The organism is Pseudoalteromonas sp. NEC-BIFX-2020_002 (assembly GCF_013002825.1).
Lineage (GTDB): Bacteria > Pseudomonadota > Gammaproteobacteria > Enterobacterales > Alteromonadaceae > Pseudoalteromonas > Pseudoalteromonas neustonica.
The window spans coordinates 1-12,867 of record NZ_JABEPJ010000031.1; the positions used below are offsets into that span (position 1 = coordinate 1).

A 12,867-nucleotide genomic window follows, 5' to 3' on the forward strand; every position below is an offset into this window, starting at 1 on the left:
TTACAGCAGAGCGCCTAGAGGCTGAGCGTGTAGAACAAGAGCGTATTGCAGCAGAGCAGCAGGCAGAAGCCGAACGTGTAGAGCAAGAACGTATTGAAGCAGAGCGTCTTGAGGCTGAACGTGTAGAGCAAGAACGTATTACAGCAGAGCGCCTAGAGGCTGAGCGTGTAGAACAAGAGCGTATTGCAGCAGAGCAGCAGGCAGAAGCCGAACGTGTAGAGCAAGAACGTATTGAAGCAGAGCGTCTTGAGGCTGAACGTGTAGATCAAGAACGTATTGCAGCAGAGCGTCTTGAGGCTGAACGTGTAGATCAAGAACGTATTGCAGCAGAGCGTCTCGAGGCTGAACGTGTAGAGCAAGAGCGTATTGCAGCAGAAGCTCGCGATGCTGAGCGTTTAGCGATTGCAGATGCTGAATTAGCCGCAGCTGAAAAAGCAGAGCAGCAACGTCGCGACGCAGCCGCTCGTTTAGCTGAACAACAAGAAGCTATGTTGTTACAACAAGAACAACAGGCTACCGAGCAAGCGCAACGTGAAGCGGAGCGTATTGCAGCGGAAAAGGCAGAAGCTGAGCATGTAGAACAAGAGCGTATCGCAGCAGAAGCTCGCGATGCTGAGCGTTTAGCGATTGCAGATGCTGAATTAGCCGCAGCTGAAAAAGCAGAGCAGCAACGTCGCGACGAAGCCGCTCGTTTAGCTGAACAACAAGAAGCTATGTTGTTACAACAAGAACAACAGGCTACCGAGCAAGCGCAACGTGAAGCGGAGCGTATTGCAGCGGAAAAGGCAGAAGCTGAGCATGTAGAACAACAACGTATTGCAGCAGAACGTCTTAAGGCTGAGCGTTTAGAGCAAGAACGTATTTCAGCAGAGCAGGCCGAAGCTGAGCGTTTAGAGCAAGAACGTATTGCAGCAGAGCGTCTCGAGGCTGAGCGTTTAGAGCAAGAACGTATTGCAGCAGAGCAGGCTGAAGCTGAGCGTTTAGAACAACAACGTATTGCAGCAGAACATGCTGAAGCTGAGCGTTTAGAACAACAACGTATTGCAGCAGAACATGCTGAAGCTGAGCGTGTAGAGCAACAGCGAATTTCAGCAGAGCAGGCCGAAGCTGAGCGTTTAGAGCAACAACGTATTGCAGCAGAGCAGGCTGAAGCTGAGCATTTAGAGCAAGAACGTATTGCAGCAGAAGAAGCTAAAGCAGCAGAAAAGCCGAAAAAAGAAGGTTTCTTTGCTCGTCTTAAAAAAGGTTTATTAAAAACGCGTGTAAATATAGGCTCAGGTTTTGCGTCAATTTTTACAGGTAAAAAGATTGATGATGAGCTGTTTGAAGATCTTGAAACGCAGTTATTAACAGCGGATTTGGGTGTTGATACCACCATGAAACTGATCGACAGCCTTACTGATGCGGCTAACCGTAAACAGTTAAAAGATGGCGATGCACTGTATGAATTAATGAAGCAAGAAATGGCTGCTATGCTTAAAACCGCAGAGCAACCTTTAGTTATACCTGCAGATAAAAAACCATTTGTTATTTTAATGGTGGGCGTAAATGGTGTTGGTAAAACAACCACCATTGGTAAATTAGCTAAGCAGTTTCAAGATGAAGGCAAATCAGTCATGTTAGCGGCAGGGGATACGTTCCGTGCAGCAGCCGTTGAGCAACTACAAGTATGGGGTGAGCGTAATAAAATCCCAGTAATAGCACAGCACACCGGTGCCGATAGTGCCTCAGTGGTATTTGATGCATTTCAAGCAGCAAAAGCGCGTAATGTTGATGTGTTAATTGCCGATACAGCAGGACGCTTGCAAAATAAAGATAATCTAATGCAAGAGCTTGAAAAGATTGCGCGTGTGATGAAAAAGATTGACCCAGATGCGCCACATGAAGTCATGCTAACAATTGATGCGGGCACAGGGCAAAATGCAATTAGCCAAGTAAACTTATTTAATCAGTGTGTTGGTCTTACAGGGATAACTTTATCTAAGTTAGATGGTACGGCTAAAGGTGGGGTTATCTTCGCCGTAGCTGATAAGTTTAATATTCCGATCCGTTATATTGGTGTTGGCGAAGGCATTGAAGATTTACGTGCATTTAATAGCAATGACTTCATTGATGCGCTATTTAGCCAAGATGAGGACAACGCTTAATATACCCATTGGTATTAATAAAAGGGAGCAAGCTCCCTTTTCAGCTGCAGATGATTGATAATTAAAATGATAAATTTTCAGCAAGTGAGTAAAACATATCCCGGCGGCCATCGTGCACTGGAAAAAGTGAGCTTTCATATTAAGCCCGGAGAACTGGCTTTTTTAACTGGTCATAGTGGTGCAGGTAAAAGTACCTTACTTAAACTAATTAGTTTAATGGAACGTCCATCAGCGGGTCACGTATTTATAAATGGTGTTGATTTAAATACAGTGAAACCAAGACAAATCCCTTATGTACGCCGAGATATCGGGATTATCTTTCAAAATCATCGTCTATTAGAGCGTCATACAATTTTTGATAATGTTGCTTTACCCTTAATAATAGAAGGCACACACCATAAGCAAATTGAAAAACGAGTTCATGGTGCACTTGATAAAGTTGGCTTGCTTGATAAAGTAAAGTGCCACCCATCAACGCTTTCTGGTGGCGAACAACAGCGAGTCGGCATTGCACGCGCCATTGTCAATTCACCTCCATTGTTACTTGCTGATGAGCCAACCGGTAATTTAGATCCTGAACTTTCAATGGATATTTTACGTTTGTTTGAAGAGTTTAATAACCATGGGACTACTGTCTTAATTGCCACTCATGATCTTGGTCTCATCTCGAGAATGAAATATCGCAGCTTAACGTTAAAAGATGGCCGAATGAGTCAAGACCCATTGGCTGAGGCATCATTATGAGTTTGTTATTTAAAGGCCGAAAAAGCCAAAATGAACGAGTGAAAAAATCTATTTTTTCGAATAGTTACTTTTTTGTTTTAAATATTTTTCGCCAAGGAATTCATAGCTTAGGTGAAATGTGGCGCACGCCAATGGCTTCAATGATGACAATTGCCGTATTGGGTTTAAGCTTAACCCTACCAGCAACTCTTTATTTGGTTGTTAAAAACGTCCAGCAAGTTAGCAGTGGATTTGAAGAAGCTGCAGAGATCTCATTATTTGTAAAAGAATCCATGAGTGAGCAGGAAACGCAGACCTTAGTAAAACGTTTAGCCTTGTATTCAGAAATAGATACGGTCACTTTTATTTCAAAGCAACACGCATTAACTGAATTTAAAGAGGTATCAGGGTTTGGCCAAGCACTTGAATATTTAGATTCGAACCCATTGCCAGATGTTGTAATAGTTACACCAACATCAAAACATCGCCAACCAAACGCAGCACAAGCACTATTAAAAAAACTAGAAGCTGAACGAGAAGTGGATTTTGGTAAGCTAGATATCGCATGGTTAGAGCGCTTAAATGCATTACTTAGCTTATTAAAGGAAAGTGTGCTCACCATTACACTGCTTTTACTTACCTCAGTAACCTTGATTATTGGCAATACTATTCGATTATCTATTATGGATAAGAAAGAAGAGATCCAAGTAATGAAGCTCGTGGGTGCAACAAATACGTTTATCCACGCACCTTTCCTATGGACAGGTATTTGGTATGGCATTATAGGTGGTTTGTTTGCCTTTATATGCGTAGCTTTAATGATGTGGTGGCTTGGGGCCGCGGTTACGCAGGTCGCAGGCGTTTACCAAACAAGTTTTAATTTAGTTGGGCTAAGTGTTGGCGAATTTGCTGCACTGGTAATGCTTGCAACTAGTTTAGGCTTTGTTGGCTCATATTTATCAGTTAATCGCTACATTAAAGAAATAGAGCCCGATAAAGTGTAACAATTGTTGTTTATAATCACTAGTTACGTTGGTGGTAGGTAATACTGCTAATGCTACCAACGTACCGCAAAGCTAGAATTCATCGCTTATTCAGGCGTTTAAAGTACAATAAAAAACATCAAAAAAACCACTTGCTTCAATCGAAAAAAAGTTTTACATTGAAGTTAGCACTCTAAGTTAAAGAGTGCTAAGATAGTTTCAAATGTTTATCACTGAGGTGAAAAATGAGTAAAGATATATACGCAATGGCACTCACAGTTGGACAGCAAAGCGCAAGTATTGATGGTTACCTTCAAGCGGTAAGTACAATACCAATGCTAGGTGCTGAGCAAGAAAAAGAGTTGGCGACTCGTCTCCAGGAAGATGGCGATCTTAGTGCTGCAAAGCAACTCATCATGTCTCATCTTCGCTTTGTTGCACACATTGCTAAAGGTTATTCAGGTTATGGTTTACCACAAGCCGATTTAATCCAAGAAGGCAACATAGGCCTAATGAAAGCAGTAAAACGTTTTGACCCTACCGTGGGTGTACGTTTGGTTTCATTTGCAGTGCATTGGATTAAAGCTGAAATACACGAATTTGTACTTAAAAATTGGCGCATCGTAAAAGTTGCGACAACAAAAGCACAGCGTAAATTGTTCTTTAACCTTCGTAAGAACAAAAAGCGTTTAGGTTGGTTTAACCAAGCTGAAGTAGCAACCGTCGCGAGCGAGCTAGGTGTAAGTGAAAAAGAAGTTCGTGAAATGGAATCGCGCATGAGCGGCCAAGACATGGGCTTTGATTTAACCGGTGACGACAGTGATGACGCGCCAACAAGCACATACTCACCAGTGCAGTACTTAACAGACGGCAGCAACGATTTAGCTGACGAGGTTGAACAGCAGCAATGGCAAGAGCAATCGCACACACGTTTGTTCAGTGCTTTAAAAACGCTTGATGAGCGTTCACAAGACATTGTTAGCGCACGTTGGCTATCAGACGACAAAGCAACACTGCAAGAGCTTGCGCAAAAGTACAGCGTATCTGCAGAGCGTGTTCGTCAGCTTGAAAAAACAGCGATGAAAAAGCTGCAAGCTGCAATGAGTTAATCACAGCTTAGTAAGAATATTAAAAGCCCCGCATGAAAATGCGGGGCTTTTTGGTTTTAAGAGTAAGCATCAATTCTTTAGCGGTGTTATTACTGCCAGCCATTCAGTCAGTAAAGCAGGGCATATTTAGAAGATTTGGGAACATATGTTCCTTTAGTTGAAAAAACAGCCTAACTTATATATTCTGATTGTCAGCCACTGTTAAAAGGAATTAATGTGCGACTCTACCATTTTTCACTTGTAATTATTGCTGTGATAATTTTGTTTATCCAGCTTGATCCCACCTATTACGTTATTAACTATGTCACCATACCTGCATCGGTATTATGTTTATTTGGGTTAATTTACCAGTACACGCAAAAAAATATTTTTGGTTATATCGCAATGGCAGGGTTTGCCGTTTTTTTACCCATTGGCGCTTTAGGCATTTTGTCTATCAGAGAGGCAATGGATAAAAAAATGAAACTTGAATTTATAAGGAAGTTAAATAATGACTGATATGGTAATCGAAAAACCAACCACAATAATTAAAGTAGCCACTGAAAAATTAACACCACAATTAATCATCGGTATTCTTATCGTTATTGCAGGTTTTGTGCTGATCCCTAATATAATTGGCCTAGGTTTCATGCTGATTATTTTTTATTTCGTAAATAGTAGTATCGAGGTGGTAAGAATTTACCCAAAATACTCAGAAATAAAATTGGCAATTATTCGCCCTCGTTGGCTTATTTTAGATGCCAGTGTAGAAAGCGCTGAAGTGGACGGTAAAAACTTGCTGCTAAAAATTAACGATGAGGATAAGCAACTCACCAGAAAGATCCCGTTAAATGCGCTATCAGAAGCTGATGGTGAAAGTGTTATAAAATACTACCAATCTCAAGCGAACCATAACGCCAAAAAATAACGCCCCTCTATATTCGCGCTAACGCTTCACGCTAAATAACTAATGCAGGTTGGTTATTTAGCGTGAAGCGAAACCCAATGAAAAATCTCCAAGCATGATATCTGATCGTTGAGTTGTCGACTGTTCTGAACGCGTCATAAATGAATATTTAAAATGTGATAAGCAAAAAGTAAAACGCAATCTCATTATTTTTTACAACAGGCGCGTTATAAAAAACAAACACTTGCCCAAATTGATTACAAGTGTAATACTTTTGATTACATCTGTAATCAAGTCTGTATTTAACAATTTACAGGCTAATAATGAGAGGGCAAAGCTTGTGAAAAAGCATATTATCCTAGGTTTCTTTTTGGCCATATATACCTTAAGTGCACAAGCACAAGAGTCAAAGTTCGAGGCTGTACTCGCGTGTCATAATTCAGCTGACGCGCCGGGTATGGCGATTAGACTAGAGCAATCGGGTTCACTTGCTTATAGTGGTGCTATTGGTTTGGCAAATATGACTACATTGAGAGAGCTTCATGTAGATGACGTATTTCAAATCGGCTCAGTGACAAAAACATTCACCGCAGCGGCTATTTTAAAGCTTTCTGAGCAAAAGAAATTGTCACTACAGGATTCATTGGTAAAGTATATTCCCGATATTAATCCAGAATATAAATATTTAAGTATTGAACGAATTTTAAGTCATACATCAGGCCTACCCGATTACTTAGGTGACCCTCACGTTACTGCACTTTATGATCAATATGCACCATTAGATCAAGTTATAAAGAGTATCAGCAAGCAATCAGTGCTTTCGAAACCGGGAATGAAATATAGCTATTCAAATTTGGGCTATGTGCTTTTAGGTAAAGTGATTGAAGCCTCTTCGGGTGTTTCTTATGAGCAGTTTTTATCTCAAACCTTTTTTACACCACTAAAAATGAATAACACGTTTGTTATTACTAAAGGAACAACGACAGGTGAGGTCAAGGGTTATACAAGCGAACCAAATAAACCCGATCAATACCTATCACCTGAGCAATCCATACAGAGAAAATGGAATGTAGACCGTAGTTGGATTGCTTCAGCTGGAGCAATTGCCTCTACGCTTGCAGATATGAGCTTATGGCAAAACGCATTAAAATCGGGGCAAGTTATTTCAGCGCACAACTTCCAATTAATGACGACCCAAGCAGCATTGATAAATAAAGACAGAATAAACTACGGGTATGGTGTAGATGTATATCCCATAAGTGGATTAAATAGCTTTAGTCATCAAGGAATGGTGCCTGGTTTTTTTACATGGCATGTTTATTTTCCAACTGTAGATTTAACAGCTACAGCATTTGCCAATATTGATAGTAAGCACCCTGGTCCAGCTTTATTAGATATGATCGCTTTGCAATTGAATTTATCGCCTCAGCCTGTAAAAGGGGAAAAAGCAGCCCGTACAGCTAGATCTTTAATTGGACGCTATCAATCAGCTGACATGAAAATGTTGACTATATCATATGAAAATAATGTTCTTTATTCTCATTATGAGGGAGAAGAAAAACGAAAGATTATTCCACGAGAGAATAATGCCTACTCTTACGAATGCACTGAAAACTATTTTCAGCTTAGAGATAATAATGGCACAAACGAAATAGTGCCAGTGTCATTATATCATGGTGAACAATCCCCTTTAATAAAGCTATAAATACTTTATTTTAACCTTTAATTTTTATAAGTAATTTTATTTTCTTGTTGAATTTAAAATATGAATAGGCATTTAAGCCTCCAAAAGGTGCAATTTCCTTTTTAAATTTAGCTGCAGGTGTAATCTCAACGGAACCTGAAGTACCATTTCAGGTTAATTCGAATACACCAAGAGTTTCTATGGATGGGTGGAGCCAAGGGGCTGTTTTGGAGCTAGGGAAGGGCCGAATAGTCGTATTTTCTGAAGGTATGATGTTCTCATCACAGGTAGACAGCACAACAGGTAAAAAGTATGGATTAACATCAGCAGGTGCGCAACACAATGAACAATTTTTGAACAGTGTTGTGCACTGGCTTGTGGAGGAACTCTAATATTTATGGGGAGCAACCACACGACATAGGCTCTGCCTTGCCTAAATACCAAACAGTCTGCTGCAAAATCAATCACGAAAGGTCAACACGCCCTAGCTCTTTGTTGGCACACAAAGCTAAACACGTCACGAGTTCGCTTGAAACTTACAGCTTACAGTGCGTAATGACTATTTAGCTTCACAAGGTTTAGCGTCATTGAGAGATATTTATTACGGAAGATGGGCTGCCCATTGCACTTCCTATTAATAAAACAAGTCATAGGACGGCTGTTTTCTTAGTTGATTTTAATTCACTTATATCGGGTTTGTTATTAAACATTTCACCGTCTTCTTTCTTTTCGATGACTTCTTTTTGTTGCGCTTCTACCACGTGTTTTTTTCCTGGGTTGAAAATAGCATCTACTTCTAAGAAAGCTCCGCTGACGGATCTCTGACCTGAAACAGTGCTTTTATTTTTCTTTTTGAACCAATCCAAATTAAGAGTTTTGTACGTAACAGCAATTCCAATAACAGGTATAAACCAAACACAAAGAAACAAGAATAAACGCTTTTGCAATGAAGGTACCCATTGATGAATTTCTTTCGATATATGGGCGTTGACCAAAATGTGAAATACAGCAATGATTGATCCCAGAGCTAACAACTTAGTGTGATCCATAACTAGTAACCCTCTAAAAGCCTAACGAGCTTGTACGATAACTCGTTTTTAAGCTATTTTATATTGATGGTTCAACCATAGCTGGGTTCCTATTTTGGTTCAATCGGTTACTTTGATTTTACGTAAAATATAAAAAGAGGACTTGGTGTTGTTTTAATGCTAAGAGCTTGGTAACAGAAGCTAAGACGCGTGTTATGTTGTAGGCGGGAGTTTATCTCGCGCTTCGGTTGGTACATTTTTTAAGAAATAACCTTGGTGAAAAAATTAGGTGAATTATTCACAAAGAGACTAAGTGATTAATAAAGCATAAAATATATAAATAATAGAGGTAAAAATTAGATTGCTTTGTGCCCGTTAGCGCGAGTTAGTGATTTTGATGTCTGAAGACAAGATCTGATCCGATTACTCGCCGTAGGATAAGAATGTGCTACTGGCGGCAATGGCGCTCTTTATAAAAGGAATAGCACGCACTAAAGTGCGCAGTTTAATGAAATTGGGTGTTAACGAACGACTGGCCATAGCCTGTGGTATCACCAGTACCAAAAGTAGGCGCTTGGAAGCGAAGGCCCTTTTAGAAGCTCAAAAACAAAAGGAATTAACATTGTATTAGGCAATGATTACCTAGCGTCACAAGGTTTAGTGTCATTGAGAGATGTTTGGATCAATATTCATTACGGGAGATGAGTCGCCCATCGCACTTCCTGCTAATAAAAAGCGCATGATGGGTGGTGTGGGGGCTGGAGGTTAGAGACCTCCGGCTACCCGATTATGTATCAATTTCAAGTGAATATATTTTATTTGAGTCCTTTAAACTTACATTAAGAAACTCTATGGATTCTTTTATAATTAGATTACTTATAATAACTAAATTGAAATTATTACCAACAATTCTTGTTGATGGATATTTTATAGCGTCGAAACCAGCTAATTTTGCACAATCGGCAATGAACCTTGAGAAAACATAACATGGTTTGTGATAACCCTCTGTATCCAGCTCTCGACTCATTAATGATGAAAAAACTAAAGCAGACAATTCGGATTCAAAATCAGAATGTGATTCATCAGGAAAACTTAAATCTAAAATTTTAATTTCTTTTTTTAATTTAAACTCAGCTATGTAGCAAAGAACTTCTCTAATTTCTCTGAAGCATGTTTCTAGGTCGCTTGCTGTGTATAACACTTGTTGGCCTGCATGATTATACCGACCTTCTTGGATGAATTTTTTAGGTGGAAAAGCAAACTGCTCGAAATTCAACTCTTCGATTTGATTTGCCACTCTCGCTCGAAACAATGAATGTTCAATGAAAAGTGAATTCGTTGAGTGAGCTACTTTTTTTAATAATTCAAAAGTATCATTTGCAAAGTGGTTTGATAGAAGTAAAAAAGGGGTTGTTTCCGACAACTCAACTATTTCATTTATCGACTCTTCAAAACCTAACTGATCTACTTCATATTTAAAAGGTAACTCATATGGCCAGAAGTTTCCGGATAAGACTTCATCACAACGTGGGCAATTAACCAGTTTGATTAGTACATTAAATTCATCTTCTGTATAACACTGTCTTATACGCCTTGAACCACTATAAAATGATCTTAAATCAATTGATTGGCATTGAAACTCACCATCGTTCGCATTTAACGCTAGTGGCCAAGCCTTTATAAAGTCGTCATAACAATTTTCACAACAAGCTATATCCGCAGAGAACCAAGACTCAATGTCAGCATCGAATAGCTCTTCAAATATATCTCCATGCTCTTCAATGAGTTCACCTTCATTAATTGTTACTGACATACTCGATAGTTTCTCTAGGTACATAACGCTTATTGAACACCATTTTGGTGGTTTATAACACACCAAAGCGGCGTGTATTACATACCCTGATAATTTCACCAATAATTACCTTTGTAAACAGACAATTAAAACAGCTAGGAATTAAGCATGTTATTTTGCCCCAAGCGGTGGTTAATAATGTTATCGGGAAAAATTAGGAGACAACTCATCAAAACAGGAATAAGTTTAACTTTTTCAGTGTCCGGTTATCGCTCTAAGCCGTCTATCAGCTCTCACACTAAACGTTGGGTTTCGTTGCTCCCAACCACAACCTACGGTAGTTAATTTAACGACGGACTATTCTGTTCTCCTAGAACCTAGAACCTCGCTCCTTTTCCCTTGTAACTTTAAAGCTTACCTCGCACTCACTCCTTTATTTTCTGCCTGTGCGAGCTGTATATACTTACGCTCTACTAGTTGTGATAGCGGCACCAGTTCAAAGCCTTGTTGTTCAAGCTCGGGTAGCATGCGCTGTAAAAATTCTATGGTTTCAGGGTGAGGGTGGGCGATGGCAATGGCGAAGTTATAACGATCTGCCTTATACTTAAGTTCGTTAAAGCGAAATTGTAACTGCTGTTCGTTGAGGATGTTGTCTAAAAATACATGGCGGCCAACATTTTCTACGCCATATAAATTAGCCACGTTTTGCGCTTGGCTTAAGCCGGTGGTGCGGCTGTCTAAAAAATAGAGGTTACGTTTTTTAAGCACTTCCATGGTCCACTTCATGGGTAAGCTCTCTTGCGTAAGTGCGGAGCCCATATGGTTATTAACCCCTTTCACTTGCGGTAAGCTGGCAAGTGCATTCCCTAAAGTATATTGCAGTTGTTCTTTGCTCATATCGCTGGTGAGTGCACCTGGGCCGAGTGCTTTACTAGTATCGAGCGCTTGCATTGGAATGTGCAGTAATAATTCTTTATTTGCTTTGCTTGCTAGGCGAGCAAAAATTTGTGAATAAGGGGTATGAGGCAAAATCGAGTACGATATTTTACCGGGTAAATTTAGGGTATTTAAGTCGCGCTGATGATTACCAATATCATCAATCACTATGGCTATTTGCTTACCTAAGGCAAGCGAGGGTAAGGTACAAATAACCAGTAATAACCAAGTCAGTTTTTTCACGTTTATAATTTTTATTATCTTTTTATGTGAGCTAAAACACTTATTTCATCGTGAGTAGCTGCTGCGCTTTTAATAGTAAAGGATCGCCTGGGCTGAGATCAGGCCACATGCGATTGCCGTTTCCTTGTTCGTTTTTTATTATAACGACTTTATCTATTTGTGAAAGTGCTGTTTGATTTATCGCCCAATCGGGAGTGATACCTATCCCGTCAATAGATTGTCCTGAAGGGGTGAAGTACTTTGCCGTTGTTAATTTGAGGGCGGTATTGCCGTTACCCAGCGGGATTAATGACTGCACTGAGCCTTTGCCGAATGATTGGCTCCCGATCAGGGTCGCTCTATGATTATCTTTTAATGCGGCGGCCAAAATCTCTGCCGCTGACGCGGAGTTTTCATTAATCAGCACAACGATTGGTGCGCCATTTAAGATATCACCTTTTTTTGCGCTAAAGCTTTGGTTAGCATCGTAAAATCGACCACGCGTAGTGACTATTGTGCCACTTTGCAAAAATAGATCTGAAACGGCTACTGCACTTTGTAATGTCCCGCCTGGGTTATCGCGTAAATCAAGTACTAAGCCTGTAAGTGAGTTGCCGTAATTACTTTGTAGTTTGGTAATTTGACGTGCTACCTCATGTAAAGTGTTGTTGCTAAAGTTATTAATTGCTAAGTAACCGATGCCAAATTCAGACAGTGAGCTGGTGACGCTCTCTAAACTGATCTCTGTACGAGTGAGTGCAAAGTCAATGGGTTGTATAGCATCGTTGCGTTTAATGGTTAATATTACTGTGGCGGTGTCGCTATTTCTAATCATGCTAGTGACTTGATTAATATCTTTATTCACGACTGACTGCTGATTAACAGCCAGAACAATATCGTTTTTTTGAACGCCAGCAATGGCCGCAGGGGAGTTTTTTATGGCATTTAAAATGATTATTTGCTTTTCTTGCTCTTTTACTTCAATACCGAGCCCTGTGTAACGACCATTGGTACTGCTAAAAAGGGCTTCGAGTTCTTTTTCGTCAAGGTACTTTGAGTAAGGATCTAATTTGGCTAACAGGGCTTCAAACGGTTGCGTTGTTTCAAAGCTTTGCTGCAAAGCGAGATCTTCAACGTAGTATGCGTGAATATTAAAAAGGATTTCGTTTTTTTGCTGGCTTTTTAAATCATTAACAGAGGTGACGGCAGCACTACTAAAGCTGATGCACAGTATACAGATAAGTAAAAAGTAACTTATTGAACAGTTAATAGCATAATGTTGTAACTGTTGTGAGATAGAGTGTATTTTTGTATTAAGCATCAGCTGCCTCCAGAGAGGGTGCAGCTGTTTAATCAA

General features: G+C 39.9%; 12 protein-coding genes and 1 pseudogene. 9 read left to right on the forward strand and 4 right to left on the reverse strand.

What is annotated here, in order from left to right:
- Window positions 1-401 precede the first annotated feature (401 nt).
- From ftsY to HJP15_RS20890, 8 genes are all read left to right on the forward strand, one after another.
- On the forward strand, window positions 402-2,147 hold the full coding sequence (ftsY, locus tag HJP15_RS20855; RefSeq protein ID WP_502707005.1) for a signal recognition particle-docking protein FtsY: 1,746 nt from the start codon (window positions 402-404) through the stop codon (window positions 2,145-2,147).
- A gap of 66 nt (window positions 2,148-2,213) precedes the next feature.
- Window positions 2,214-2,891: a cell division ATP-binding protein FtsE gene (ftsE, locus tag HJP15_RS20860; protein ID WP_054203058.1), complete on the forward strand. Its 678-nt coding sequence runs from the start codon at window positions 2,214-2,216 to the stop codon at window positions 2,889-2,891.
- Window positions 2,888-3,874, forward strand: coding sequence for a permease-like cell division protein FtsX (gene ftsX, locus HJP15_RS20865; protein WP_054203059.1), 987 nt, complete (start codon window positions 2,888-2,890; stop codon window positions 3,872-3,874). Before ftsE ends, ftsX begins: the two co-directional genes overlap by 4 nt.
- Window positions 3,875-4,098: 224 nt before the next feature.
- Window positions 4,099-4,962, forward strand: a complete 864-nt coding sequence (rpoH, locus tag HJP15_RS20870) for an RNA polymerase sigma factor RpoH (RefSeq protein ID WP_054203060.1) — start codon at window positions 4,099-4,101, stop codon at window positions 4,960-4,962.
- Window positions 4,963-5,178: 216 nt separating this feature from the next.
- Window positions 5,179-5,460, forward strand: coding sequence for a hypothetical protein (locus tag HJP15_RS20875; RefSeq protein WP_054203061.1), 282 nt, complete (start codon window positions 5,179-5,181; stop codon window positions 5,458-5,460).
- Window positions 5,453-5,869: a hypothetical protein gene (locus HJP15_RS20880; RefSeq protein WP_064435822.1), complete on the forward strand. Its 417-nt coding sequence runs from the start codon at window positions 5,453-5,455 to the stop codon at window positions 5,867-5,869. The genes HJP15_RS20875 and HJP15_RS20880 overlap by 8 nt, the downstream gene beginning before the upstream one ends.
- A 319-nt stretch (window positions 5,870-6,188) precedes the next feature.
- Window positions 6,189-7,553: a serine hydrolase domain-containing protein gene (locus tag HJP15_RS20885; RefSeq protein WP_349304645.1), complete on the forward strand. Its 1,365-nt coding sequence runs from the start codon at window positions 6,189-6,191 to the stop codon at window positions 7,551-7,553.
- A gap of 179 nt (window positions 7,554-7,732) precedes the next feature.
- Window positions 7,733-7,924 (forward strand): hypothetical protein, encoded by a 192-nt coding sequence (locus HJP15_RS20890; protein ID WP_170174556.1) that lies wholly within the window; start codon window positions 7,733-7,735, stop codon window positions 7,922-7,924.
- 255 nt (window positions 7,925-8,179) lie between these two features.
- Here HJP15_RS20890 and HJP15_RS20895 read toward each other — a convergent pair whose 3' ends face one another.
- Window positions 8,180-8,581: a hypothetical protein gene (locus HJP15_RS20895; protein ID WP_170174557.1), complete on the reverse strand. Its 402-nt coding sequence runs from the start codon at window positions 8,579-8,581 to the stop codon at window positions 8,180-8,182.
- A 407-nt stretch (window positions 8,582-8,988) separates the two neighbouring features.
- Here HJP15_RS20895 and HJP15_RS22085 point away from each other — a divergent pair.
- Window positions 8,989-9,265: pseudogene (locus tag HJP15_RS22085) on the forward strand (hypothetical protein); the annotation flags it as partial.
- A gap of 82 nt (window positions 9,266-9,347) precedes the next feature.
- Here HJP15_RS22085 and HJP15_RS20900 read toward each other — a convergent pair.
- The 3 genes from HJP15_RS20900 to HJP15_RS20910 form a co-directional block, all read right to left on the reverse strand.
- Complete coding sequence (locus HJP15_RS20900; protein WP_170174558.1) at window positions 9,348-10,373, reverse strand: RES family NAD+ phosphorylase; 1,026 nt, start codon at window positions 10,371-10,373, stop codon at window positions 9,348-9,350.
- Window positions 10,374-10,766: 393 nt separating this feature from the next.
- The gene (locus HJP15_RS20905; protein WP_170174559.1) at window positions 10,767-11,531 is read right to left on the reverse strand and encodes a divergent polysaccharide deacetylase family protein; all 765 of its coding nucleotides are present in this window, start codon (window positions 11,529-11,531) and stop codon (window positions 10,767-10,769) included.
- A 40-nt stretch (window positions 11,532-11,571) separates the two neighbouring features.
- Window positions 11,572-12,831 (reverse strand): S41 family peptidase, encoded by a 1,260-nt coding sequence (locus tag HJP15_RS20910; protein WP_054454608.1) that lies wholly within the window; start codon window positions 12,829-12,831, stop codon window positions 11,572-11,574.
- Between the last annotated feature and the right edge of the window lie 36 nt (window positions 12,832-12,867).